21 protein-coding genes and 6 tRNA genes are annotated in these 26722 nt (G+C 27.1%); 7 read left to right on the forward strand and 20 right to left on the reverse strand.

Features of this window, described 5'->3' with window-relative positions:
- Window positions 1–4: 4 nt before the first annotated feature.
- The 8 genes from tuf to ileS all read right to left on the reverse strand — a co-directional run bounded on the left by tuf (window position 5) and on the right by ileS (window position 6221).
- The gene (gene tuf, locus H0H54_RS02305; protein ID WP_185863122.1) at window positions 5–1192 is read right to left on the reverse strand and encodes an elongation factor Tu; all 1188 of its coding nucleotides are present in this window, start codon (window positions 1190–1192) and stop codon (window positions 5–7) included.
- Window positions 1193–1230: 38 nt separating this feature from the next.
- Window positions 1231–1302, reverse strand: a tRNA-Thr gene (locus H0H54_RS02310).
- Window positions 1303–1319: 17 nt separating this feature from the next.
- Window positions 1320–1392 (reverse strand) — tRNA-Gly (locus H0H54_RS02315).
- 21 nt (window positions 1393–1413) lie between these two features.
- Window positions 1414–1497 (reverse strand) — tRNA-Tyr (locus tag H0H54_RS02320).
- A 7-nt stretch (window positions 1498–1504) separates the two neighbouring features.
- Window positions 1505–1578 (reverse strand) — tRNA-Thr (locus H0H54_RS02325).
- 84 nt (window positions 1579–1662) lie between these two features.
- On the reverse strand, window positions 1663–2313 hold the full coding sequence (locus tag H0H54_RS02330) for a lipoprotein signal peptidase (protein ID WP_185863123.1): 651 nt from the start codon (window positions 2311–2313) through the stop codon (window positions 1663–1665).
- Between the two features lie 9 nt (window positions 2314–2322).
- Window positions 2323–2727 (reverse strand): TraR/DksA family transcriptional regulator, encoded by a 405-nt coding sequence (locus tag H0H54_RS02335; protein WP_185863124.1) that lies wholly within the window; start codon window positions 2725–2727, stop codon window positions 2323–2325.
- A 20-nt stretch (window positions 2728–2747) separates the two neighbouring features.
- Entirely contained in the window at window positions 2748–6221 is a 3474-nt protein-coding gene (gene ileS / locus H0H54_RS02340; protein ID WP_185863125.1) for an isoleucine--tRNA ligase, read from the reverse strand.
- A 58-nt stretch (window positions 6222–6279) separates the two neighbouring features.
- Here ileS and mutS point away from each other — a divergent pair, with 58 nt between their 5' ends.
- The 3 genes from mutS (at window position 6280) to H0H54_RS02355 (ending at window position 9072) form a co-directional block, all read left to right on the forward strand.
- The gene (gene mutS, locus H0H54_RS02345) at window positions 6280–8829 is read left to right on the forward strand and encodes a DNA mismatch repair protein MutS (protein WP_185863126.1); all 2550 of its coding nucleotides are present in this window, start codon (window positions 6280–6282) and stop codon (window positions 8827–8829) included.
- 73 nt (window positions 8830–8902) lie between these two features.
- Window positions 8903–8975: transfer RNA gene (locus H0H54_RS02350), tRNA-Gly, on the forward strand.
- Between the two features lie 12 nt (window positions 8976–8987).
- Window positions 8988–9072 (forward strand) — tRNA-Leu (locus H0H54_RS02355).
- 5 nt (window positions 9073–9077) lie between these two features.
- On the opposite strand, the gene guaB is transcribed toward H0H54_RS02355, so the two are convergent.
- A complete protein-coding gene (gene guaB / locus H0H54_RS02360; RefSeq protein ID WP_185863127.1) occupies window positions 9078–10553 on the reverse strand; it encodes an IMP dehydrogenase in 1476 nt (491 codons plus the stop codon).
- Window positions 10554–10742: 189 nt separating this feature from the next.
- On the opposite strand from guaB, the gene H0H54_RS02365 reads away from it, so the two are divergent.
- Window positions 10743–11030 carry a hypothetical protein gene (locus H0H54_RS02365; RefSeq protein WP_185863128.1) on the forward strand — a complete coding sequence of 96 codons (288 nt, stop codon included), beginning with the start codon at window positions 10743–10745 and terminating at the stop codon, window positions 11028–11030.
- 67 nt (window positions 11031–11097) lie between these two features.
- On the opposite strand, the gene rplS is transcribed toward H0H54_RS02365, so the two are convergent.
- The 9 genes from rplS to H0H54_RS02410 all read right to left on the reverse strand — a co-directional run bounded on the left by rplS (window position 11098) and on the right by H0H54_RS02410 (window position 21388).
- Window positions 11098–11442, reverse strand: coding sequence for a 50S ribosomal protein L19 (gene rplS, locus H0H54_RS02370; protein WP_185863129.1), 345 nt, complete (start codon window positions 11440–11442; stop codon window positions 11098–11100).
- 19 nt (window positions 11443–11461) lie between these two features.
- Window positions 11462–12859 (reverse strand): phosphoglucosamine mutase, encoded by a 1398-nt coding sequence (gene glmM, locus H0H54_RS02375; RefSeq protein WP_185863130.1) that lies wholly within the window; start codon window positions 12857–12859, stop codon window positions 11462–11464.
- A 55-nt stretch (window positions 12860–12914) separates the two neighbouring features.
- Complete coding sequence (locus tag H0H54_RS02380; protein WP_185863131.1) at window positions 12915–14126, reverse strand: ABC transporter permease; 1212 nt, start codon at window positions 14124–14126, stop codon at window positions 12915–12917.
- 10 nt (window positions 14127–14136) lie between these two features.
- Window positions 14137–15675, reverse strand: coding sequence for a replicative DNA helicase (gene dnaB / locus H0H54_RS02385; protein WP_185863132.1), 1539 nt, complete (start codon window positions 15673–15675; stop codon window positions 14137–14139).
- A 66-nt stretch (window positions 15676–15741) separates the two neighbouring features.
- Complete coding sequence (locus H0H54_RS02390; protein WP_185863133.1) at window positions 15742–16698, reverse strand: acetyl-CoA carboxylase carboxyltransferase subunit alpha; 957 nt, start codon at window positions 16696–16698, stop codon at window positions 15742–15744.
- A gap of 2 nt (window positions 16699–16700) precedes the next feature.
- Window positions 16701–17453 carry a succinate dehydrogenase/fumarate reductase iron-sulfur subunit gene (locus H0H54_RS02395; RefSeq protein WP_394366889.1) on the reverse strand — a complete coding sequence of 251 codons (753 nt, stop codon included), beginning with the start codon at window positions 17451–17453 and terminating at the stop codon, window positions 16701–16703.
- A 25-nt stretch (window positions 17454–17478) separates the two neighbouring features.
- A complete protein-coding gene (locus H0H54_RS02400; protein ID WP_185863135.1) occupies window positions 17479–19494 on the reverse strand; it encodes a fumarate reductase/succinate dehydrogenase flavoprotein subunit in 2016 nt (671 codons plus the stop codon).
- A 24-nt stretch (window positions 19495–19518) separates the two neighbouring features.
- Entirely contained in the window at window positions 19519–20172 is a 654-nt protein-coding gene (locus H0H54_RS02405) for a succinate dehydrogenase cytochrome b subunit (protein WP_185863136.1), read from the reverse strand.
- Window positions 20173–20230: 58 nt separating this feature from the next.
- A complete protein-coding gene (locus H0H54_RS02410) occupies window positions 20231–21388 on the reverse strand; it encodes a cysteine desulfurase family protein (protein WP_185863137.1) in 1158 nt (385 codons plus the stop codon).
- 230 nt (window positions 21389–21618) lie between these two features.
- On the opposite strand from H0H54_RS02410, the gene rny reads away from it, so the two are divergent.
- The 3 genes from rny to lpdA are packed head-to-tail and all read left to right on the forward strand — an operon-like array spanning window position 21619 to window position 25632.
- Entirely contained in the window at window positions 21619–23190 is a 1572-nt protein-coding gene (gene rny / locus H0H54_RS02415; RefSeq protein WP_185863138.1) for a ribonuclease Y, read from the forward strand.
- A 13-nt stretch (window positions 23191–23203) separates the two neighbouring features.
- Entirely contained in the window at window positions 23204–24178 is a 975-nt protein-coding gene (locus tag H0H54_RS02420) for a deoxyhypusine synthase family protein (RefSeq protein WP_185863139.1), read from the forward strand.
- A 32-nt stretch (window positions 24179–24210) separates the two neighbouring features.
- Window positions 24211–25632: a dihydrolipoyl dehydrogenase gene (lpdA, locus tag H0H54_RS02425; protein WP_185863140.1), complete on the forward strand. Its 1422-nt coding sequence runs from the start codon at window positions 24211–24213 to the stop codon at window positions 25630–25632.
- Window positions 25633–25639: 7 nt separating this feature from the next.
- On the opposite strand, the gene H0H54_RS02430 is transcribed toward lpdA, so the two are convergent.
- Window positions 25640–26329, reverse strand: coding sequence for a uracil-DNA glycosylase (locus tag H0H54_RS02430; RefSeq protein ID WP_185863141.1), 690 nt, complete (start codon window positions 26327–26329; stop codon window positions 25640–25642).
- A 25-nt stretch (window positions 26330–26354) separates the two neighbouring features.
- Complete coding sequence (locus H0H54_RS02435) at window positions 26355–26693, reverse strand: 4Fe-4S binding protein (RefSeq protein ID WP_185863142.1); 339 nt, start codon at window positions 26691–26693, stop codon at window positions 26355–26357.
- Window positions 26694–26722: the final 29 nt, after the last annotated feature.

The raw sequence follows: 26722 nt of genomic DNA on the forward strand, positions 1-26722 counted from the left end.
ATTATTAATCCATTATATGAATAACTTGTCCAGCACCTACTGTTTTCCCTCCTTCACGAATAGCAAAACGTAAGTTTTCACTTAATGCTATAGGTTGATGTAATTCAACTTCCATAGAGATATTATCTCCAGGCATAACCATTTCTATTCCATCTGGTAGATGAATTTCACCTGTAACATCTGTTGTTCTTAAATAAAATTGAGGACGATATTTATTATGAAAAGGGGTATGCCTTCCTCCTTCTTCTTTTGTAAGAATATATACTTCTGCTTTAAATTTTTTATGAGGCTTTACAGATCCCGGTTTTCCAATAACCATTCCTCTTTTAATATCTTTTTTTTCTATTCCACGTAATAATAAACCTACATTATCGCCTGCTTGACCTTTATCTAATATTTTTCTAAACATTTCAACTCCTGTTACTGTAGATGATAATTTATTTTCTCCCATTCCAATTATGTCAACGACATCACTTGTATTAACTATTCCACTTTCAATACGACCTGTTGCAACTGTTCCTCTTCCTGTTATGGTAAAAACATCTTCTACAGGCATTAAAAATGGTTTATCCATTTCACGAATAGGTTCAGGAATATAATCGTCTAATACTTTCATCAAATCTTTTATTTTATCAACCCATTTTTTTTCTCCATTTAAAGCACCTAAAGCTGATCCTTGTATAATAGGGATATTTTCTCCATCATATTCATACTTAGAAAGCAATTCTCTAATTTCCATTTCTACTAGTTCTAATAATTCTGGATCGTCGACTTGATCTACTTTATTCATAAACACCACAATTTTAGGGACTCCTACTTGACGAGATAATAATATATGTTCTCTAGTTTGAGGCATAGGTCCATCTGTAGCCGCAACAACTAAGATAGCCCCATCCATTTGAGCTGCACCTGTAATCATATTTTTTACATAATCGGCATGTCCAGGACAATCTACATGTGCATAATGTCTTTTCTCTGTTTCATATTCTACATGAGACGTATTGATAGTAATCCCTCTTGCTTTTTCTTCAGGAGCGTTATCTATTGCATCAAAACTTTTTTCCTCTGCTAATCCAATTTCTGATAAAACCTTTGTAATTGCAGCAGTTAAAGTTGTTTTTCCATGGTCTACATGACCTGTGGTCCCTATATTTACATGCGGTTTGTCTCGTTTAAATTTTTCTTTTGCCATGATTAAATTATTAAATATTGAGCTATAAATAAAAAGAAAGCCAACGGCGGGAATTGAACCCGTGACCTCTTCCTTACCAAGGAAGTGCTCTACCTCTGAGCTACATTGGCCTATTTCTATCTCATAGAGCGGAAGACGGGATTCGAACCCGCGACATTCAACTTGGAAGGCTGATGCTCTACCAACTGAGCTACTTCCGCTATATTATGTTATGTGTGATATGGGGAGAGCAGGATTCGAACCTGCGAAGGCAAAGCCAACAGATTTACAGTCTGTCCTCGTTAACCAAACTTGAGTATCTCCCCAAAAAAAAGCCGATGGAGGGATTCGAACCCACGACCCCGAGATTACAAATCACGTGCTCTGACCAACTGAGCTACACCGGCTATTCAAATTTTATTCGTACTAATGAAAATCAGGACAATACAAATCTATAGAGATTTTTATAATTCTCAAAAAAATAATAGACATTACAAAATTTTTACATTTTTAATTTTATGTTTAAATATAAATAATGAAAACACACCAATAGATATTACAACATCGGATAAATTAAAAATAGGTTTAAAAAACTGAAAATTATAACCACCAAAAAATGGAATCCAACCAGGAATATAAGTATCTATTATAGGAAAATAAAACATATCTACAACACATCCTTCCATAAAAGAGGCATATCCCCCTTTTTTTTCAAAAAAATTAGAGTTTATTTTAGATACACCAATATAAGGAATCCATTTTTGATATTCTTTGCTATAAACTGTTCCTGTATCAAATAATAATCCATACAAAGCGCTATCTAAAAAATTTCCCATAGCTCCTGATAAAATTAAACTAATAGGAATAGTCAAATATTTAGAATATCCTTTTTTTATATTCTTGTAAAGAAAAATAGAAATTAAAAAAATCAAAAAAAACCGTAAAATACTCAATAATATTTTTCCATAATATCCTACACCAAAATTTACCCCATAAGCCATTCCTGGATTTTCAACAAAAAAAATATGAAAAAAAGAAAATATGTCAATTCCACCTCCTAACTTAAAATGAGTTTTAATATAAATTTTTAAAACTTGATCTATTAATAAAATAGAGAAAATAATTAAAAAGAATTTTTTCAATTAAAAAATTTAGTTTATTAGCTTTTTTCTATATTCTATCAGTCTTTTACCTTCAATACTTAAAGTTGTATGAGGGACCGCCATAAGACGTTCTTTAGGGATTAACTTTTTGGTAATACGACAGATTCCATAATCTTTATTTTCCACTCTAATTAAGGCGGTGTTTAAACTATTTATAAATTTTTGTAAATGTTTTAAAATTTGTGCATTTTGTTCCTTACTCAAAGTTTCTGAACCTTCATCAAAAGCTTTAAAAGTAAAATAAGTATCATCTGTTCCATTATTTTTATTATCAGAAAAAGATTCTTGAAACATTGATAAATCTTTTTTTGCTTTTTTTAATTTTTCAAGTATAAGTTTACGAAATTCTTTTCTTTCTTCCATAGAATACCTTTTTTTTACTTCTCCTTTCATCTCATCTTTTTTTAATATTTTTATACTTTTCGAATCTGCACATGTAATATAAATTTTTCTCCAAAATAGATTTTTTCTTCCGCCCCTTCATACTTTGTCACATTTTTTTGTAAAAAAATATCCATAGCAAGAGTTTCTTTACAAAGAAAACTCTTATTTTTTTGTAAAATAATTTGTATTTTATTTTTTTTAAATTCTTGATTTCCTTTTACACTTAGATATACAATTATTTTTTCAGTTACATCATATTTTTGATCTTTTCTTAATTTTTGTATATGTCTGATTAATTCTCTCACAATTCCTTCTTCCCAAAGAGAATCTGTAATTCGTAAATCTAATGCAATCGTAAATTTAGGATCAAATAAAATAGACCAATCTTTAATATATTCAGTAATTATTTTAACATCTTCTATAGAAAGTGTGATTTTATTTTTTTTCAGAAAAAAAACACATTTTTTATTTTTTTCTATTTCTCTAATTTTTTCTTGACTAAATTCTTTTATAATTTTAGATATTTCTGGGGTTTTATTTCCAAATTTAGGTCCTATAGATTGATAATTAGGTTTGATATATTTTATCAATTCAAGATTTTTATAAGAAGAAGGAAATTCTATTTTTTTAACATTAGCTTCTTGAAATATAATTTCAATTTCAGATGATTGTTCTAATTGAAGACGCATTTTATTATCAGGAACAATAATAAGTAATTTTTGCAAAGGTTGACGAATTTTAATTTTATTCTTTTTTCTTACAGAAAAAACCATAGAAATTATTTTTTGAACACAAAACATTCTACGTTCTAATTCTTTATTAATAAAATTAGAATTATAAATAGGAAAACTTGTAAAATGAATACTTTTGGATTTATCCTTTTTTGTAATAGAATTTAAATCCACATACAATTTTTCTGAAAAAAATGGAGCAATAGGAGAAATTAATTTAGCTACAACAATTAAACATTTATAAAGAATTTGATATGCAGATATTTTATTTTTTGTATACTTTTCTTTCCAAAATCTCCTCCTACATAATCTGACATACCAATTACTTAATTGATTTAAAACAAAGGAATGAATTAAACGTGCAGCTTTAGTTGGATTATAGTCAGCATAATAGTCATCTGTTTTTTGAATAAGACTATTTAATTCAGAAAGTATCCAAAAATCTAATGTTGTATAAGAACTTGTACATTCTTTTTCTTTATAAAAAAAACCATCAATATTAGCATATAAAGCAAAAAAAGAATAAATATTATATAATGTACCGAAAAATTTGTTTATGACAGTATGAATATCATTTACATTAAATTTTAAATTATCCCAAGGTTCAGAATTAAACACAATATACCAACGTATGGCATCAGGACCATAATTGTTTATTAAATCAAAAGGATTTATAGTATTCCCTTTACTTTTTGACATTTTACGGCCATATTGATCTAAAACCAATCCTGTTGACACAACATTTTTATATGCTACAGAATCAAATAATAAACAACTAATAGTATGTAAAGTGAAAAACCATCCTCTTGTTTGATCTATTCCTTCCGAAATAAAATCAGCAGGAAAGAACAAATTTTCATCTATATATTTTTTATTTTCAAATGGGTAATGGAACTGAGCATATGGCATTGCTCCAGAATCAAACCATACATCAATTAAATCAAATTCTCTTTTCATAGGCTTTCCTCTAGAAGAAACCAATATGATTTTATCCAAAACATGTTTATGAAGATCTATTTTTTCATAATTATTTTCATTCATATCATCTAATGTAAACCCTTCAAATACATTATGTGACATAAAACCATATTTGATAGATTTTTGAATTTCTATAAACAATTCTTTAACTGATCCTACCACAATTTCCTCATCTCCTTTTTCTGTTCTCCAAATAGGCAAAGGGGTCCCCCAATATCTAGAACGTGAAAGATTCCAATCTTTTATATTTTTTAGCCAAGAAGAAAAACGTTTTTTTCCTATAAAATCAGGATACCATTGAATTTTTTCATTCAAACGAATCATTTTATCTTTTATTTCCGTGGTTTTTATAAACCATGAATTTAATAGATAATAAAGTATTGGTTTTTCTGTTCTCCAACAATGTGGATAAAAATGAATATGTTTTTCTGTTCTAAATATTTTTTTTTCTTTTTCTAAAAGAAAAATTATTTCTTGATCTACTGAAAAGAAATTCTTTTGATCTGGATTAAATTCATTCTTAACATATTTTCCTGATAATCCATAAGGAAAATTTTTTATAAACTTTCCTTGAAAATCGACTAAAGGAACAGGTATATTTTTATCATTTAAAACCAACATTGGGGGGATATTATATTTTTTAGCAATTACAAAATCATCCATCCCAAATGTGGGAGAAATATGGACAATTCCTGTTCCATCATTGACATTCACAAAATCTCCTGTTATAACTTGAAACGCATTTTCTTCGTTAGAATAAGGTTTAAACCAAGGTAATAATTGTTCATACTTACTAAATATCAACTCTTTCCCTTTAAATTTTTCTATTATTAAATAAGGAATTTTCAGTTTTTTTTTAATATCTATTTCATTATCATGATAAGCATCTAACTCTATATCACTTGAGACAGAATAGTACTCATTGGATAATAATATTTTATGAACTAATTTTTCGGAAAAAATAATGTTCTCTTTTAAAAAAGAGCATCTATTATAAGTTTGGACTAATACATAATCTATATCGCCCCCAAGAGCTAATGCTGTATTTGAAGGGATAGTCCAAGGAGCGGTTGTCCATGATATAAAATATATATCTCCTGAAATTTTTCGAAATTTTTCAGGTAAAGTATTTTTAATTGCTTTAAATCTCAAAAATGGAGATAATTGTTTTACTTCTTTGTAGGTTCCAGGCATATTCAATTCATGATAACTTAATCCTGTTCCTGCAGCAGGAGAATAAGGTTGAATTTCTAAACCTTTATAAATAAGATTTTTTTTGTATAATTTTTTGATCAACCACCAAACACTTTCTATATACTTTGCATTGTATGTGATAAACGAATTCTTTAAATCGATAAAATATCCTATTTTTTCGGTAAATGATTCCCACTCCTTTAATGATTTATCAACAAAATTTTTACAAAAATTATTATATTTTTTTACACTGATTTTTTTTCCTATATCATTTTTAGTAATTCCCATATTTTTTTCCACATTCAATTCTACTGGAAGTCCATGCGCATCCCAACCAGCTTTTACAAAGATTTTTTTACCTTTAAGTGCGTGATATCTACAAAAAATATCTTTTATGGTTCTAGTTAGAATATGATGAATTCCTGGATTTCCATTTAAAGATGGGGGCCCCTCATATAAAATATATGAAGTGGTATTTTTTTTATTATTATGAAAATTATAATTATTTTGAAAAATATTATGTTTTTTCCAGTATTGAGATATTTCTATGGTTATCTTACAAAGATTCAATTTTTTATATTCTTTGAATATTCTTGACATACTTAACATAAGTCTATAATAAATTCTTCTATTTTTATTTTAATATATTTTTGATAATATGAATAAAGAAGAAACTCCATTAATCAAGCAATATAATGATATAAAAACTAAATATCCAAATACAATTTTATTATTTCAAGTTGGAGATTTTTATGAAACTTTTGGGGAAGATGCCATTAAATGTTCTCAAACATTAAACATTGTTTTAACCAAACGATCTAATCTACATTTAGCTGGTTTTCCTCTTCATTCTTTAAACACTTACTTGCCAAAATTGATACGTTCAGGATTTCGTGTTGCTATTTGTGATCAATTAGAAGAACCCAAAAAAGGAAAAAATATTGTAAAAAGAGGAGTAACAGAACTTGTGACTCCAGGAATAACTATAAATGAAAATATTATACCCCCCAAATCAAATAATTTTTTAGCTTCTATTCATGTCGAAAAAAAAAATCAAAATTTTGGTTTAAGTTTTTTAGATGTTTCTACTGGAGAATTTTTTGTAACAGAAGATACAAAAGATAACATTTTACAATATTTGAAACATTATAATCCTAGTGAAATTCTTTTTCAAAGAAAAGAAAAAAAATTATTAGATCAATTATTAAAAGGAAAATATTATACTTTTTTAATGGAAGATTGGGTTTTCGATTATTCATTTGCATACGAAAAATTAACATCACACTTTAAAATTAATTCCTTAAAAGGATTTGGAATCAATGATTTAAAATTAGGAATTATTTCCTGTGGAGTGATTTTATCCTATTTACATAATACATTACATTTTGATATAAAACATGTTTCTAATATACGAAGAATAAAAAAAGAAGAACATATGTGGATAGATGATTTTACTTTCAGAAATTTAGAAATATTTACTCCTTTGAATAAAGAAGGAGTTTCTTTAATAAATATATTAGACCATACTATAACCCCTATGGGGGGAAGATTATTAAAAAATTGGATTCTTTTTCCCTTGAAAAATATATTTCATATAAAAAAACGACATCAAATAGTACAAGAATTATGTACTAACAGTACAATACGTTTTTTTGTAGAAACAAAACTTAAAAGAGTTTATGATATAGAAAGGATAATCTCTAAAATAGCTATTGGAAAAATTTCACCACGGGAAATGTATACGTTATATAAATCTTTAGTTTCTATAAAAGAAATCCAAAAAAAATTTTTACATCAGAAATATAAAATTTTTATAAGTATTGGAAATTCTTTCTCAAATTGTGATTTTATATGTGAAAAAATCTCTAACACAATACAAGAAAATCCACCCTATCAAATTGAGAAGGGGAAAGGAAATGTTATAATTAAAGGATTTTCTAAGGAATTAGACGAAATCCGTATGATGTACTTTTCTCAAAAAGAATATTTAGAAAAACTTTGCTCAATAGAGCAATTAAAAACAGGAATTAATAATTTAAAAATTGGATTTAACAATATTTTGGGTTATTTTTTTGAAGTTAAAATTTCTAAAAAAAAAAAAGTACCATCTCATTGGATACAAAAACAAACATTAACAAATTCTATTCGATATATTACTGAAGAATTGAAAAATTACGAATTAAAAATTTTTAATGCAGAACAAAAAATATTTTTATTGGAAAAAGAAATATTTAACAACCTAGCCCAAAAAATATTATATAATATAAAAATTTTACAGAAAAACGCAAGAACAATTGCAAAATTAGATGTGTTATGCTCTTTTTCTAGCTTATCATTAAAAAATAATTACATAAAACCAAAAATAAATGATTCTTTAAAAATATCAATAATAAAAGGACGACATCCAGTTATTGAAAGACAATTTATTGACAAAGCTTCTTATATTCCTAATGACATTATTTTAAATAAATCAAATCAACAAATTTTAATCATCACAGGACCAAACATGTCAGGAAAATCGGCTATTTTACGTCAAACCGCTATTATTATATTAATGGCTCATATTGGAAGTTTTGTTCCTGCTAAACAAGCAGAAATTGGATTGGTAGACAAAATATTTAGTAGAGTTGGAGCGTCTGATAATATTTCTTTAGGCGAATCTACTTTTATGGTAGAAATGAATGAAACAGCAAACATATTAAATAACCTTTCAAAAAGAAGTTTTCTTATATTAGATGAAATAGGAAGAGGAACAAGTACTTATGATGGAATTTCAATAGCAAAATCTATCATAGAATTTTTACATGAAAAAAATTTTCGTCCTATAACCTTATTTGCTACACATTATCATGAACTAAATGAAATGTGTTCTTTCTTCAAAAGAATAAAAAATTATCACATATCTGTAAAAAAAACAAATGATAATATTATTTTTATGCGAAAACTAATAGCTGGAGGAAGCGAACATAGTTTTGGTATTTATGTAGCTAAAATATCAGGTATGCCGATAGAAATTATTGAAAGAGCAAATAAAATATTGGATACATTAAAATCAAAAAAAAATAAAACAGAAATAAACAAAAAAAAGGTTTTTTCTTTGTTAAATAAAATAATTTTATCCTTAAAAAAAATAAGGAATATCGAATCTTTATCATTACAAGACGCTACTATAAAAATTCATGAAATTAAAAATTTGTTAGATTATTAAAATTTACTATATTATATTATAGTGTAAAAAAATATGAAGTTAAAAATTATTCATTAAAACATTAAAAATCAACGCGAGAATAGCTCAGTTGGTAGAGCACGATCTTGCCAAGGTCGGGGCCGCGGGTTCAAATCCCGTTTCTCGCTTTCAAGAAAACTACCCGGATGGTGGAATAGGTAGACACACAGGACTTAAAATCCTGTGATCATTGTGATCGTACGGGTTCAAATCCCGTTCCGGGTATTTTTTTATTTACTATAATTAAAATAATTAGGTGATTCTTTAGTAATATTTACACTGTGCGGATGATTCTCTTTTAATCCTGAATTGGTAATTCTTACAAATTTTCCCGTTTTCATAAGTTCAGTAATACTGGAAACTCCACAATACCCCATTCCTGAACGTAATCCTCCACAAATCTGATAAATCACATCTTTCATTTTTCCTTTATAAGGAACTATAGCTTCTATTCCTTCCGGAACTGATTTTTCATTGAACTGAAAATAACGATCGTTACTTCCTCTTTTCATAGCTATTAGGGATCCCATTCCCACATAAGTTTTAAATTTTCTTCCTTGAAAAATGACTTCCTCACCTGGAGCTTCGTCTGTGCCTGCAAATAAACTTCCAATCATAACAGAACTAGCTCCAGCAGCTATGGCTTTTACTACATCACCTGAATATCGAATCCCTCCATCAGAAATAACACTAACATTTCTTTTTTTAGCATATTCATACACATCATTAATGGCTGTTATTTGTGGCATTCCTACTCCAGCTATCACTCTCGTTGTACAAATAGAGCCAGATCCAATTCCTACTTTTAAAACCGTAGAACCAGCTTCTATTAAATCTTTAGCCCCTTCCATAGTTACTACATTTCCTGTCAATAATGTTATTTTGGGAAAAGAATTTCTAATTAATTTTATTGTGTCGAGTATCCTAGAAGAATGACCATGCGCTGAATCTATAGCTAAAATATCAGCCCCGACTCTAATTAAAGATTCTACTCTTTCTAAAGTTTTTTTATTATCTATTCCAATAGCTGCTCCTACACGTAATCGTCCTTTAGAATCTTTACAAGCATTAGGATATTCAATCAAATTATCAATATCTCTAATTGTAATTAATCCTACTAATTTGTTACAATCATCCACAATAGGCAATTTTTCAATTCTTTCTTTTAATAAAATATTTTTAGCTTTTTCCAGAGTTATATTTTTTTTTTTAGATATAATTAAATTCTCTTTTGTCATTACATCTTCAACTAAAGAATCTAAATCTGTACGATATTTTATATCTCTTCTAGTAATAATTCCAACTAATGAATAATCTTTTTCTATAACAGGTAACCCAGAAATTTTGAATTTTTCCATAAGATATTGAGCATATTTTAATGTAGAATCTCTAGAAAGAGTTATAGGATCATCTATCATTCCACTCTCACTCCTTTTGACTCTATAAACTTCTTCGGATTGATTTTTTATATTCATGTTTTTATGAATAATCCCTATTCCTCCTTCTCTAGCTATAGATATAGCTAGAGAAGATTCAGTCACTGTATCCATAGCAGCACTTAATATGGGAATATTCATAGTAATATCAGGTGTAAGATAAGTTTTAAGAGAAACTTCTGATGGAAGAACTGAAGAGAAAGAAGGAACGAGCAATACATCATCAAAAGTAAGAGCTTCTTTTTTTAAAATCTTTTTGTTTAAAGACATAAATTTTTATTTTAATAATTTTGTTATAGTTATAATAAATAACATAATATTCTTATTTTCAAACCTAAAAAGAAAATTATAATTTAGTTATACTCTATTTTAAAAAAATACAAATAATGATATATTTTTTCATTCCAAATTTTTATATAAATTTGCCCAGAATATGTAATAACTGAAACACTATCGATTATGATGAAAAAATTAAGAATTACAGTCACTACGATCTTGTTGGCAATATTTTTATTTACCATTAGTTGCAACAACAAAAATAAAAATGAGAGTAACTCTACTACAACAGAAGAGGAAAAAACAGCTAATAACAATGAAAATCAAACAGATTCCACTACCACAAACACACCTCCTACAACTAGCGAGGAATCCTCAAAAAACAATAATGAGGAAAACAATAATAACAACAATACATCATCTGAAAAAGAAAAAGTAACAACTGAAGAAAACGATAAAAATAATAAATAGAATTTTAAAAGTAAAGTAAAGCAGAAAAAAAGCGAAAAAAGAATACATGTACTCTTTTTTTCGCTTTTCAACTTTTTACTCTTGCTTTTTTTCCTTTTAGATTTCTAAAATAATAAATTTTAGATCTTCTAACTTTTCCTTTTTTGTGAACCTCTATTTTTCGTATATTAGGTTGATTGAAAATAAAAATGCGTTCAATTCCTATACCTGAACTTATTTTACGAAGAGTAAATGTCTTTGTTAACCCTTTTCCTTGTTTTTTGATAACTACTCCTTTAAAAGATTGAATTCTTTTTTTTTCTCCTTCTTTAATTTCAAAAAAAACAGTAATAGTATCCCCTGAATGAAAAAGGGTAAAATGATTTTTAGACAAGAATTTCTCTTCTACATATTTTAGAATATTTTGAAACATAATTTGATTTTTTAATAAGTTAATTAATCATGATTTTTTTTATTTCATGTATGATATTTTTTGATAAAAAATCAGCTCTTTTCTTTGAAACACTTTCTGTGTGTATTCTAATAATATTTTCTGTATTCGATTTTCTTATATGTATCCATTCATTATGTTTCAAATAAATTTTAATTCCATCATTCAAATCTGTTTCTTTTCCTTTATATTTTTTTGTTATTGTTTTTAATAACATTTTAACTTTTTCATGAGAAGAAAATCGAATTTTTTTTTTCGACATAAAATAATTAGAATATCTTTTTTTTAATTTAGATAATGAAATATTATCTAATTTAGCTATTTGAGTTAAAAATAATGCAATTCCAATTAACGCATCTCTTCCATAACGGAAATCAGGATAAATAATTCCTCCATTTCCTTCACCTCCAATAACAGCATGAATTTCTTTCATTTTTTGTACAACATGTGTTTCTCCAACAGGAGAAAAATAATGAGGGACTCCTTTTTTAATGGAAAGATCTTTTAATGCATGAGAAGATGATAGAGTGGAGACAACAGGACCCAATTGATTTTCCAAAACATAATCTGCTATTGATACTAAAGTATATTCTTCTCCAAAAAAATCTCCGTTTTCGCATATAAATACCACGCGATCTACATCAGGATCTACAGAAATCCCTAAATCTGCTTTTATGTTCGGAACTTTTTTACAGATTTCTCTTAAGTTTTTTTTTATAGGTTCTGGATTATGAACAAAATCACCATGAGGTTCACAATACATTTTAATAACATGAACTCCCAAATATTTTAATAAAATAGGAACTGCTATCCCTCCTGTAGAATTAATTCCGTCTACTACAATTTTTAGTTTAGCTTTTTGAATAATGTTTTTGTCTATAATAGGTAATGAAAGAATTTTTTCTATATGTTTTTGAATATAATTTTCTTTATAAAAAATATTTCCTAATTTTTTATAAGAAGAAAAACTAAAATATTTTTTTTTTGATAAAGAAAACAGTTTTTCAAAATCTTTTTCAGATAAAAATTCTCCATAAGAATTAAATATTTTTAATCCATTCCAGTTTTTAGGATTATGACTTGCCGTTAACATTACACCTCCATCTGCTTTTTCATTCATGACGGATATCCCAATGGTAGGAGTTGTAGATAATCCGATGTTGATAACATCTATTCCAAGACTTTGAAAAGTAATTATTAAAAATTGTTGAAATAAAACAGAAGAAATTCTACCATCTCTACCTAATATTATAAGAAATTTTTTCTTATTCTTATATTTCCTTTTCATCCAGGAAACATATCCTGCTGAAAATTGAATTATATCTATGAGGGTAAGACTATTTCCAACTTTTCCTCCTAATGTTCCCCTTATTCCAGATGAAGATTTTACAAGCGTCAAAAACTAATTGAATTTTTCTTATCACAAACAAAAATACAAAATTAAATTTTTTGATTTATTCAAATTCTATGACTTTTATGGGATATATTTTATTAATAAAAAATAAAGAAGGAAAAAATAGCGTTATAAAACAAATAAAAATAATAGATAAATTGATAATGATAACATGATGGATGTTTATAGAAATGGGAACAAAATCAATGAAATATTCCGTTTTATTTAATGATATTAAATGATATTTTTTTTGTATTATTGACAAAATAATTCCGATTCCGTTCCCTATTATTAATGGAGGCGTCAATACTTGTATAATATAATATAAAAATATTTTATGTATAACTTTATTTTTTGCTCCTAAAGTTTTCAAAATTCCTATAGTTCGGATTCTTTCTAAAAGAAGTATTAAAATAAATACAACTGTATTAATAGTCACGGAAACAAAAATAATAAGAATAATAACAATAATATTTATGTCAAATATATTTATCCATTTTATAATATCACGGCTATTTTGAATAGTTTTTATTGAAAATTGATTAGGTATTTTATTATAAATTTTTTTATTGATATTTTCATAGGATACAAAAACTTCAAATTTTTCTACTAAATCTTTTTTCCATCCGGAAATTTTTTGAATAGATTCTATATTTCCAATAATATATACATTATCAAATTCTGGTATTCCTGTTTCATATAAATCAGAAATTCTAAATTTTTTAGAAATAATAACAGGATTTCCTTTTTTATCTTTTGATAAAAAACCAATTTTAACATTGGATCCAATATTTAATCCTAATGATAAGGATATTTTTTTGGATAAAATAATATTATGACTATACAAAAATTTTTTATGAAAAAAATTTTTTCTAATTAAGAAATATTGAAAAAAAACAGGATTATAATCTTCGTATAATCCTTTAAATATATACCTATCTGTTTTTTGATTTGTAGAAATAATAACATCATTTTCGGCAATTCCATGAATTTGTCTAACTAAATTAGATTGAAAAAAATTTTTTTTCTTAATAGAAAAGGAAGAATAATTTCCTTTCAAATTCTCTTTCTGCAAAATAATTTGTCCTTTAACATTTAATAGTTTATTTTTTATAATTTCCTTAAATCCAAATCCAATAGAAAAAGTCAAAATAGCTACAATTAAGCTAAAAATTATTGTTGTTTGCGTTATGATTACTATCGTACGGAGAGTTTTATTTCTTCTACAATCTTCCCAAATTGTTTTTTTGGAAAAAAACCATTCAAAATTCAATTTTATTTTTTTAATCTATAATTTTTTCATTAGAAATGTCTTCATCATTAAAATCTATATAAGGGGGAGACATAAGAAAATTTTCTTTATCAAGAACATTTTTTTTATAATCTTCTTCCCAAGCTAATGAAGTTTCTTCTTTTTCTTCTAAATTTACAAATTGAGCTTGATCACTTATAAATTTTAAACGAAATTTATCTAACCCCCCATTTCTATGTTTTGCAATTATAATTTCTGCTTGTCCTATGCAAGAGTCATTATCTTCATCTGAATCCCAAATTTTAAATCCATAGTATTCAGGCCTATAAATAAATAAAACTATATCTGCATCTTGTTCAATAGCTCCTGATTCCCGTAAATCAGATAATACAGGTCGTTTACTTCCTCCTCTAGTTTCTACCGCTCTAGATAATTGAGATAAAGCTATTATTGGTATATCAAGTTCTTTAGCTATAGATTTCAGACTTCTAGAAATAACTGATATTTCTTGTTCTCTATTTTGGATTCTAGAACCAGAACCAGGATCATGAATTCCCATCAATTGCATATAATCTATAAATACCAATTTAATTCCATGTTGTGATATTAACCGACGACATTTTGCACGTAAACCAAATATAGATAAAGAAGGTGTATCATCTATAAATAAAGGGGCATTTTTCAATGTTTTTGTTTTTTTTAGCAAATGTTCCCAATCTAATTGAGATAAATTTGCTCTTTTCATTTTTTCTGAAGAAATGCCGGTTTCTGACGAAATTAACTTTGTAATCAATTGAATAGAAGACATTTCTAATGAAAAAATTATAATGGGAATCTTTTGATCTACTACTACATTTTTCACCATAGATAACATAAAAGTGGTTTTACCCATTCCAGGTCTAGAAGCTAATATGATTAAATCAGAATTCTGCCATCCAGAAGTAATATTATCTAGTCTATGAAATCCAGAAGAAATTCCGCTTAACCCTTCTTTTTCCGTTTTTTTTATTTTTTCAATAGCTTTTTGTATAAGACCTTGAGTCGTTTCATATTTTTTTGTTATTAAATATTTTTGATTTATTTCAAATAATTTTGATTCAGCATAATCTAAAAGATCAAAAACATCTGTACTATCTTCATAACATTTTTTAATAATATTAGAAGATATACTAATTAATTTTCTTAAAATAAATTTTTGGATAACTATACGACTGTGATATTCTATATGTGCAGAAGAAATAACTTTTTGTGTTAATCCAATTAAATATAATTCTCCTCCTATTGATTCCAGTTTTTCTATTTTTCTAAGTTCATTCAAAACAGTATACAAATCTACTGGTTTAGAATTATGATACAATTTTTGTATTGCAAAAAATATTTCTTGATGTTCTTTTTTGTAAAAAATTTCTGGAAAAAGGATATCAATAACTTCATCCAAACCTTTTTTATCTATCATAATAGCCCCTATTATAGCCTCTTCTAAATCTAATGCTTGAGGAGGAATTTTCCCTTTTTTCATTATTGAATCTAAATAAAATTGATTTGTTTTTTCCTGTCTAATATTATTCATAAAATTATTTTAAATAAACATAATAAATAGAACAGCTATGGATATGGATAAAGTAATTATAAAAATTTATTCATCAAAAAAACCAATAGAAATATACTTATTTTTCCTTTTTTCAATAAGAGTTTCTATATTCATTTCAGATAATTGCTTATAATACTTAACAATTTGTTTTTTAACAAATTTAAAAGCTTTTTCTGGACAAAAATGAGCTCCTCCTAAAGGTTCTTTAATAACATCATCTATAAGATTTAATTTATACATGTTTTCTGCTGTCAATTTTAATGCTTCTGCTGATTTTTCTTTATTATCACGATTTCCCCAAAGTATTGTAGAACAACTTTCAGGAGAAATAACAGAAAACCAGGAATTTTCCATCATCGCCACTTTATCTCCTATCCCTATCCCCAAAGCACCTCCACTAGCTCCCTCTCCTATAATCAACACAATAATAGGTACTTTTAAACACATCATTTCATAAATATTTTTACCTATGGCTTCTCCTTGGCCTCTTGTTTCCGCTTCAATTCCCGGAAAAGCTCCTGGTGTATCAATAAAAGTCACTACAGGTTTTTCAAATTTTTCTGCTAATTTCATAAGACGTAAAGCTTTTCTATATCCTTCAGGATTAGGCATCCCAAATCTTCTATACTGTCTTTCCTTAGTATTTTTTCCTTTTTGAGTACCAATTAGCATAAAAACATGATTCTCTATTTTTCCAAAACCTCCGACCATAGCTTTATCATCACCAAAATGACGATCTCCATGTAATTCTATAAAAGAATCTTTTTTCGTTATATAAGAAATATAATCTAAAGTATAAGGTCTGTTTGGATGTCTTGATAATTGTACTCTTTGCCAAGGAGTTAGATTACTATGTAGTTTTTTAATGGTTTTTTCCAATTTCAATTGCAATTGACTGCAAACTTCTTTCATATTTATTCCACTCTTTTTCTCTATTAATACACAATTAATATATTGATCCTGAATTTCTTGTATCGGTTTTTCAAAATCTAGATATTCCATAATTAAGTAATAAATGATCGAATATATTCACGATTTGTTAAAGAAATATATTCTGTAGATATTCCTTTTGGACATTCAACTTCACATGCTCTAGTATTAGTACAACTTCCAAACCCTTCTTCATCCATTTGATTTATCATATTCATAACTCTTTTTTTTCTTTCTATTTTTCCTTGAGGCAATAAAGCAAGTTGTGAAACTTTTGCTGAAACAAACAGCATGGCCGATCTATTTTTGCATGCAGCTACGCATGCCCCGCAACCAATACACGTAGCTGCATCAAAAGATTTATCCGCTTGATCTTTTGGAATTGGAATCATATTCCCATCTATTGTCTTTCCAAATGTATTTACAGATATATATCCACCTGATATAATAATTCTATCAAAAGAAGATCTATCTACAATAAGATCTTTAATTATAGGAAATGGTTTCGCCCTCCAAGGTTCCACATATATAGTTTCTCCATCATGAAAATGACGCATGTGAAGTTGACAAGTGGTAATTAAATTATCGGGACCATGAGCTCTACCATTAATATACAAAGAACACATTCCACAAATTCCTTCACGACAATCGTGATCAAAAGATATAGGTTCACTCTCTTTTTTATTGCATAATAATATTTGATTATTCAAAAGATCTAACATTTCTAAAAATGAACTATTAGGAGATATATTGTCTATTTGATAAGTTTTAAAATATCCCTTTTCCTTACAATTTTTTTGTCTCCATATTTTTAACTTAAACTTCATAAGTTTATTCATAGAATATTATGTTTTATTTATAAGAACGTGATTCTACTTTTACAAAAGTAAAATCTAAATCTTCTTTATGTATCATTTCATCACTAATAGGATGATTTTCCTTATGTTCCCATATAGATACATACTTATAATGAACATCATCACGAAGAGCTTCTCCTTCCTTTGTTTGATATTCTTCACGAAAATGACTTCCACAAGATTCTTTTCGATTTAAAGCATCCATAGCCATCAATTCTCCCAATTCTAAAAAATCCGCTACACGTCCAGCTTTTTCTAATTCATAATTTAATCCATCATCAATATTTCCGGGAACAAAAACATTTTTCCAAAATTCATTTCTAAGTTCTTGTATATTTTTTATAGCTTTACATAAATTCATATGATTTCTACTCATTCCTACATATTTCCACATAATATTTCCAAGTTTTTTATGAAAAAAATCAACAGGAACATTTCCATTATTTTGAATAAATTTTTGAATTCTATTTTTTACATTTTTTTCTGCTAATTGGAAAGCTATATGTTTTGTAGAGATTTTCTCTGCAATAGATTCAGATAAATAATCCGCTATGGTATATGGTAAAATAAAATATCCATCAGCCAATCCCTGCATCAATGCAGAAGCTCCAAGTCTATTGGCTCCATGATCAGAAAAATTAGCTTCTCCTATAACATAACATCCAGGAATAGATGACATCAAATTGTAATCAACCCATAATCCACCCATTGTATAATGTACTGCTGGATAAATTTTCATAGGAGCTTGGTAAGGATCACTATTGGTTATTTTTTCATACATATGAAATAAATTTCCATATTTAGATTCCATTATTTCTTTTCCTAATTTATTTTTATTGGGTTGTTTAATTCCGAGCTCATTTGCTCTTTCTTTCCCATACTTTTTTATAGAAAAACTGAAATCTAAAAACACACCTTCTTGATTTTCATTATTTTCTATTCCAAAACCTTTATCACAACGTTCTTTAGCTGCTCTAGAAGCTACATCTCTTGGGACAAGATTTCCAAATGAAGGATAACGTCTTTCAAGATAATAATCTCTATCTTCTTCATTTATATCCTCAGGTTTTTTGTCCCCATTTCGTATGGAAACTGCATCTTCCAATTTTTTGGGTACCCATATTCTACCATCATTTCTTAACGATTCAGACATTAACGTTAATTTGGATTGATAGTTTCCATGTACGGGAATACAAGTAGGATGTATTTGAGTATAACAAGGATTTGCAAAAAATCCTCCTTTTTTATGAACTTTCCATATAGCACTTGCATTAGATCCCATTGCATTAGTAGACAAAAAAAATATATTTCCGTATCCCCCTGAAGCTATGACTATGGCATGCGCAGCATGTCTCTCAATTTCTCCAGAAATAAGATTTCTGGCAATAATCCCTTTAGCTGCTCCATCCACAATAACTAAATCTAACATTTCATGACGATTGTACATTTTGATTCTCCCTATTCCTATTTGTCTAGACATAGATGAATAGCATGCTAATAAAAGTTGCTGTCCTGTTTGTCCTTTAGCATAAAAAGTTCTAGAAACTTTAGTCCCACCAAAAGATCTAGTCTCCAAATACCCGGCATAATCACGAGCAAATGGAACACCTTGAGCCACACACTGATCTATTATATTAGAAGATATTTCTGCTAAACGATAAACATTTTCTTCTCTAGATCTATAATCTCCACCTTTAATTGTATCATAAAAAAGTCGATAAACAGAATCGTTATCTCCTTTATAATTTTTAGACGCATTAATTCCCCCTTGTGCAGCTACAGAATGAGCTCTTCTTGGGGAATCTTGGTAACAAAAAGCTTTTACCTTATATCCTAATTCTGATAAAGAAACAGCGGCTGAACCTCCAGAAAGACCTGTTCCCACAACAATGATTTCTATATTTGATCTGTTGTTAGGGGATACTAATTTTAAAGTGGATTTATGATTTTTCCATTTATGATCTAATGACCCTACTGGAATTTTTGAATTCAACTTAAAGGTAGTTATCATCGAAAAAATATTATAAAAACAGATTTATTCATTCATTAAAAAAAACCAAATGGCAATAATAGAAAAACCGATACAAATAAACCATATATATAAAAACCCTAATCTTTGTATCCAAATCAATCTTTTTTCATTAGATAGGCCTAAAGATTGAAAAGAAGACTGAAATCCATGATTCAAATGAATGCCTAAAATTAAAAATGAAAATACATATACAAATGTATAAAAAGGATTTTTGAATAAAGAAACAACTATATTGTAATCAGAAATTAAATAATTATGATTTGAAAACTTCATAGGAATCATAAAATGGATAAGATGTAAGATCAAAAAACATAAAATTAAAATTCCTGTATATACCATTGTACGACTACTAAATGTCGTATTAGAATAAGAATTCATGGCATAATCAACTTCTCCTTTTATTTTTTTATTATCCAAATGTAATTTAACTCCTAATAAAATATGAACAATAAAACCTGTAGCAAGAACATATTCCATTATTCGAATAATAATATTTTTTCTCATAAAAAAAACAGCTTGATTAAAAGCTTTTTCTCCTGAAAAAAGAAATAGATTCACACTCAAATGCAATAATAAAAAAATCATTAAAAAAAATCCTGTAATAGCCATAACTGTTTTTCTTCCAACAGAAGAAGAAAAAAAATTGTAATGATTCACAAATTATAGTTTGTTTTTACGTTGAAATATATGAAATATTTATTTCACAAATATTATTTTAATTTCTAATTTTTCGCAATGCTTTTATGAGTAAATCTACATCTTTTTTTTCATTAAAAATTCCAAAAGAAATTCTTATAGGCATTGTTTGGTTTAATAAATATTTATTTGTTATTATAGATTGAATCACATGAGATACTTTTTGATTACTGCTATTACAAGAACTACCTTTAGAAACAGAAACACCCATTAGATCTAAATGAAAATAGAACAAATAATCTTTTTTTGTAGGAAATAAAAAATTCAATATAGAAGGAATACTCTTGTCAGGAGAACATGATAATCCATTAAAAATAACATTGGGAATTATTTTTTTCAATTCTGAAATGCAATAATATTTTAAATTTTGTATTTTTTTTATATGACTAGAAAAATTACAATAAGATAATCGTAAAGCTTCTGATAATCCGGAAATTCCATATATGTTTTCTGTCCCTGAACGAATTCCATGTTCTTGAACTCCACCTGTTATAAAAGGTTTCATTTTTTTCAAAATGTCACTTCTTATAAAAGCAAAACCTATTCCTTTTGGTCCATAAAACTTATGTGCACTTGCAGTAGCAAAATCAAAGGATGATTCCTCCATATTAATAGGAATATTTCCTATAACTTGTATAGTATCTGAATGAAAATAAGCATTATATTTTTTACATAAAAAGAATACTTGATTTACTTCTAATAAATTTCCAATTTCGTTATTAGCATACATTAAACTTACAAGTGTTTTTTTCCATATATTCTTTTTTAACATTTCTTCCATATTATTAAAATCTAATATTCCTTTTTCATTATTTGAAACGAAACTTACAGAGATTTTGTGTCTCACAGAGAGATCTAAAATTGTTTGTAAGACAGATGGATGTTCTAGTTTAGAACTTATAATATGTTTTATTCCTAAATCTAATATCGAAGATCTTAATACGAGATTATTGGCTTCAGTTCCTCCTGAAGTAAAAATAATCTCAGAAGGAGATGCTTTAATATTTTTAGCAATACAAACTCTAGATTCCTCTAAAATTGAACGAGCATCTCTTCCATAACTATGTTGCATAGAAGAAGGATTTCCCGGGGAGTATTTTAATGTGTTTATCATAACTTTCAAAACTTCCTTTCTTATTGGAGTAGAAGCTGCATTATCCAAATATACTCGTTTCATCTATCTATGATAAAATTTTTAAACAAATATATAATATAATGTATTATATAATGTATTCAAATTCCGTTTGTTAAAAATATATCTTAATAAAAAAACTCATCTTTAATTTTGTATATTTATTGGGGGTTAATGAAAATATTTTAAAGTCTTCATTAAAGATAAATTTTATAGCTTTTGTGAGATAAATGTTATTAAAATGTCTATTTTATTTTTATTTAAATTGAGTGAATATGAAAATAAATGTTGGATTTTCGGTTTTAATGGGGGTTATGATTGGAATTATTACATGTTATTTTTTTGGAAAAAAAACTATATTAAAAAAATATATTCAATTATTAGAAAAAGCTAACTTTCAAGCAAAAAAAATTATAAAAAATGCAGAAAAAGAAGGAGAATCTATAAAAAAAAAGAAGATCCTTCAAGCAAAAGATAAATTTACAGAACTTAAATCTAAACATGAAAAAGATGTTTATTTAAGAGAACAAAAAATAATTGATATAGAAAATAAAACAAGAGAAAAAGAAAATAGATTATCGAAAGAAATAGAAATTTATTTTAAAAAAAATAACCGTTTAGAAGCACAAATACATGATTACGAAAAAAAATATAAAATTCTTAAAAAAAAACAAGAAGAATTTGAATATATGCATATTCAACAAGTAGAATTACTTGAAAAAATATCCAATTATTCTTCTGAAGAAGCTAAAAACGAATTAATTGAAATTCTTAAAGGAGAAGCCAAAGTAAAAGCACAAACCCATATACAAAATATTATAGAAGAATCACAATTGACCGCAAAAATGGAGGCTAAAAAAATTGTTATTCAAGCTATTCAAAGAATTGGAACAGAACAAGCCGTTGAAAATGCTGTATCCGTTTTTAATATAGAATCAGATGATGTTAAAGGTCGTATAATTGGACGGGAAGGAAGAAATATAAGAGCCTTGGAAAAAGCAACTGGAGTAGAAATTATTGTAGATGATACTCCAGAAGCAATTCTTTTATCTTGTTTTAATCCTATACGAAGAGAAATAGCTAGATTAGCTCTTCATAAATTAGTTATAGACGGACGAATACATCCAGCTAGAATCGAAGAAATAGTGTCAAAAACAGAAAAACAAATTGAAGAAGAAATAATAGAGGTAGGAAAAAAAAACATTATAGATTTAGGGATTCATGGAATACATCCAGAATTGATCAGAATGGTAGGAAGAATGAAATATCGTTCCTCTTATGGACAAAATCTTTTACAACATTCTCGTGAAGTAGCCCATTTATCAGGAATATTAGCTTCTGAATTAGGATTAAACTCTAAATTAGCAAAACGTGCTGGATTATTACATGATATAGGAAAAGTCCCTGAAAATGAATCTGAACTTCCTCATGCAATTCTAGGAATGCAATGGGCAGAAAAATACGGAGAAAATATAGAAGTTTGTAATGCGATCGGATCACATCATGATGAAATAGAAATGAAAGTATTAATATCGCCCATAGTACAAGTTTCAGATTCTATTAGTGGAGCTCGTCCTGGAGTAAGAAGAAATTCTTTTGAATCTTATTCAAAAAGGTTAAAAAATTTGGAAGATATAGCGTTAAGTTTTGATGGAGTCAACAAAGCTTTCGCTATACAAGCAGGAAGAGAATTACGTGTATTAGTTGAAAGCGATAGAATTGATGATAAAAAGGCTTTTCAATTATCTTGTGATATAACAGAAAAAATAAAAAACGAAATGACTTATCCTGGTCAAATTAAAGTAACAGTGATTAGAGAAACTAGAGCTGTACAAATAGCTAGATAAAATAATAAAAACTATGAAAGACTCTCCTATTACTTATTTTATTAATAAATATTTTCTTCATTTTAACGCTTTGACTTTATCAAAAGCAGCTAAGGCATATAAATATCATATTCAGAATAATGGAAAAATGATGATCACATTGGCGGGAGCGATGAGTACTGCAGAAATAGGAAAAATATTATCCGAAATGATACGAAGAAATCAAGTCCATATTATTTCTTGTACAGGAGCTAATTTAGAAGAAGATATATTAAATTTAATAGCTCATTCTTATTATAAAAAAATTCCTCATTATAGAGATTTAACTCCTGATGATGAAAAAAATTTTTTAAAAAAAGGTTATTATAGGGTAACAGATACCTGCATACCAGAAGATGAAGCTTTTAAAGAATTACAAAAACATATGTTAAAAGTATGGATGAGAGCTAAAGAAAAATCAAAACGTTATTTTCCTCATGAATACATTTATCAACTATTATTAGAAAATATTTTAAATCCTTATTATAACATAGACCCAAAAGACAGTTGGGTATTAGCTGCAGCAAAAAAAAATATCCCTATAATAGTTCCAGGATGGGAAGATAGTACAATAGGAAACATTTTTGCTTCTTTTTGTATAAAAAAAATATTTCAACCTATTCTTGTAAAAAATGGAATAGAATATATGATGTATTTAGCGAAATGGTATCAAAAAGAATCAATCAAACATAAAATAGGTTTTTTCCAAATTGGAGGTGGAATCTCAGGTGATTTTCCTATTTGTGTAGTTCCTATGTTATCTCAAGATATAGGATTTCATCCTACTCCATTTTGGTCTTATTTTTGTCAAATTTCTGATTCAACAACTAGTTATGGATCTTATTCCGGGGCTATTCCTAATGAAAAAATAACTTGGGGGAAACTAGATAAAGATACCCCAAAATTCATCATTGAGTCAGATGCAACTATAGTTGCTCCACTTATCTTCGCGTATGTGTTAAATATGTAATGTTATGTAACTTTATGTAAAATATTTTTGTAATGAATAATTTATATGATCTCGTAGTTATTGGTTCTGGACCAGGAGGATATGTTTCAGCAATTAGGGCAAGTCAATTAGGCCTTCGTACTGCCATTATAGAAAAATATCAAGAATTAGGTGGAACATGTTTAAATGTAGGTTGTATTCCTTCTAAATCTCTTCTAGATTCTTCAAAATATTTTTTTTTAGCTAAAAATAATTATCATTCACATGGTATTTTTTTTGAAAAATTATTTTTTGATTTCAAAAAAATAATGGATAGGAAAAATGAAGTTGTAAGAAATATAAATAATGGAATAAAATATTTAATGAAAAAAAACAAAATTGATTTATATCAAGGGATAGGTTCATTTAAAACAGAAAACATTCTGGATCTAACAGATAGTGAATCGTTGCAAAAAAAAGAAGAAATACAATTTAAATATTGTATAATATCCACAGGATCTAAACCTTTATGTTTCCCTTACTTGAATTTTGATATAAAAAATAGAATTATTTCTTCCACAGAAGCTGTTCATTTAAAAGAAATTCCAAAAAAATTAATAATCATTGGAGGGGGAATAATTGGATTAGAGTTAGGTTCTATTTTTAATAGATTAGGAAGTAAAATTATTATTATAGAAACTATGGATAAAATCATATCAAATATGGACGATTCCTTGAGTAAAGAAATGCAAAAAATATTAGAAAAATCTTCCATACAAATAGAAACCTCATTATCTGTTACCAATATTTTAAAAGAAAATCATGAAGAAATATCTGTTGTTGCAAAGTATCATGATGGAAAAAAAATTAAACTAACAGGAAATTATTGTTTATTATCAATAGGAAGAATTCCGTATACAAAATATCTAGGTTTAGAAAACATAAGAATTGAAACAAGTAAAAAAGGATTTATACTTGTAAATGATGATCTACAAACTTCTATTGACAACATATATGCTATAGGAGATGTTGTAGGAGGAAAAATGTTGGCTCATAAAGCTGAAGAAGAGGGACTATATGCAGTAGAACATATAGTAGGACAAAAACCAAGTAAATTAAATTATGATTTAATCCCATCAGTAATTTATACTTATCCTGAAGTAGCCAGTGTTGGACAATCAGAAAATGAAGTTCAAAAAAATAAAATAGCCTATAACATAGGAATTGTTCCTATGAAAATATTAGGACGAGCTCGTACAAGTGGCTGCACAGATGGTTTTCTAAAAATGATTTCTCACAAAAATACAGATGAAATATTAGGGGTTCATATCATTGGAGATCATGCAGCAGACATGATTATGGAAGCATCTGTCGCTATGGAATTTAGATCTTCTTCAGAGGATATTTATAGAATATGTCACCCCCATCCTACTCTCAGCGAAGCATTCAAAGAAGCAGCTCAACTAAATTTTGAAAATCGCTCCATACATACATAAATATATGTTAATTCCAACAAATAGTTTTTTTTCCTATTTTTTTTAAAAAACTGTTAGTTTTTTCAAAGTGTTTTGATCCAAAAAACCCCATATGAACGGAAAAAGGGGAAGGATGTGAAGTTTTTAAAATATAGTGATGCTGATGAGAATTAATTAAAGGTATTTTTTTCTGAGCATATTTTCCCCACAAAAGAAAAACAATATTTTTTTTTCGATTAGAAATAGTTTGTATTATTTGATCTGTAAAAAATTCCCATCCTATATTTTTATGAGATAAAGGGCAGTTTTTTCTAACTGTTAATATTGAATTTAATAATAACACTCCTTGTTTAGCCCAACGAATTAAAGATCCACTAACTGGATATAAATTTTTTTTCAAATTCAAACAATTATTTACTTCTATAAATATGTTTTTCAATGAAGGAGGAAAAGAAACTCCATGTGATACAGAAAAACAAAGACCATCAGCTTGATTCTCTTTGTGGTAAGGATCTTGTCCTATAATAACTACTTTTAACTTTTGAAAAGAACAATATTTTAAACAAGAAAGTATATTCTCTTGTTTAGGAAAACAAACAAAATTATTATATTCAATTTTTATAATTTTTAATAATTTTATAAAATAAGGTTTACGATATTCTTGATTTAAAAATAAATTCCAATGAAAATTGACATCTGATTTCCCTGTTTCTTCCATTATGGATGTATGACATTATAAATTTTTAATTAAACCCCTCGTGCAGAAAATTCTTTTTTTTAATAAGTTCCTTTTTATTTTCATAATTATCTTGATCTTGTACACAACATTGAACTGGACAAATCATCATACATTGTGGCTCATCATAAAATCCTACACATTCAGTACATTTTTCTGGGACAATAAAATATATATCTTTTTTTTTGGGTTCGTAAAATATAGTAGGATCCGATATTTCATTCTTCTTCAAAGAAGTACCATCTGACATTCTCCATTTTTTTCCTCCTTCATAAATAGCTTGATTAGGACACTCAGGTTCACAAGCTCCACAGTTTATACATTTTTCTGTAATTTTTATAGACATGAAAATAAAAATAATGATTAAAACTTTTG

The organism is Blattabacterium cuenoti (genome assembly GCF_014251815.1).
GTDB lineage: Bacteria > Bacteroidota > Bacteroidia > Flavobacteriales > Blattabacteriaceae > Blattabacterium > Blattabacterium cuenoti_E.

Excerpts from the sequence above, each read along its gene's own strand:
- tuf (WP_185863122.1), bottom strand. The coding sequence starts at position 1,192 with ATGGCAAAAGAAAAATTTAAACGAGACAAACCGCATGTAAATATAGGG.
- H0H54_RS02335 (WP_185863124.1), bottom strand. The coding sequence starts at position 2,727 with ATGAAAGGAGAAGTAAAAAAAAGGTATTCTATGGAAGAAAGAAAAGAA.
- ileS (WP_185863125.1), bottom strand. The coding sequence starts at position 6,221 with ATGTCAAGAATATTCAAAGAATATAAAAAATTGAATCTTTGTAAGATA.
- mutS (WP_185863126.1), top strand. The coding sequence starts at position 6,280 with ATGAATAAAGAAGAAACTCCATTAATCAAGCAATATAATGATATAAAA.
- guaB (WP_185863127.1), bottom strand. The coding sequence starts at position 10,553 with ATGTCTTTAAACAAAAAGATTTTAAAAAAAGAAGCTCTTACTTTTGAT.
- H0H54_RS02365 (WP_185863128.1), top strand. The coding sequence starts at position 10,743 with ATGATGAAAAAATTAAGAATTACAGTCACTACGATCTTGTTGGCAATA.
- rplS (WP_185863129.1), bottom strand. The coding sequence starts at position 11,442 with ATGTTTCAAAATATTCTAAAATATGTAGAAGAGAAATTCTTGTCTAAA.
- dnaB (WP_185863132.1), bottom strand. The coding sequence starts at position 15,675 with ATGAATAATATTAGACAGGAAAAAACAAATCAATTTTATTTAGATTCA.
- H0H54_RS02390 (WP_185863133.1), bottom strand. The coding sequence starts at position 16,698 with ATGGAATATCTAGATTTTGAAAAACCGATACAAGAAATTCAGGATCAA.
- H0H54_RS02395 (WP_394366889.1), bottom strand. The coding sequence starts at position 17,453 with ATGAAGTTTAAGTTAAAAATATGGAGACAAAAAAATTGTAAGGAAAAG.
- H0H54_RS02400 (WP_185863135.1), bottom strand. The coding sequence starts at position 19,494 with ATGATAACTACCTTTAAGTTGAATTCAAAAATTCCAGTAGGGTCATTA.
- H0H54_RS02410 (WP_185863137.1), bottom strand. The coding sequence starts at position 21,388 with ATGAAACGAGTATATTTGGATAATGCAGCTTCTACTCCAATAAGAAAG.
- rny (WP_185863138.1), top strand. The coding sequence starts at position 21,619 with ATGAAAATAAATGTTGGATTTTCGGTTTTAATGGGGGTTATGATTGGA.
- H0H54_RS02420 (WP_185863139.1), top strand. The coding sequence starts at position 23,204 with ATGAAAGACTCTCCTATTACTTATTTTATTAATAAATATTTTCTTCAT.
- lpdA (WP_185863140.1), top strand. The coding sequence starts at position 24,211 with ATGAATAATTTATATGATCTCGTAGTTATTGGTTCTGGACCAGGAGGA.
- H0H54_RS02430 (WP_185863141.1), bottom strand. The coding sequence starts at position 26,329 with ATGGAAGAAACAGGGAAATCAGATGTCAATTTTCATTGGAATTTATTT.
- H0H54_RS02435 (WP_185863142.1), bottom strand. The coding sequence starts at position 26,693 with ATGTCTATAAAAATTACAGAAAAATGTATAAACTGTGGAGCTTGTGAA.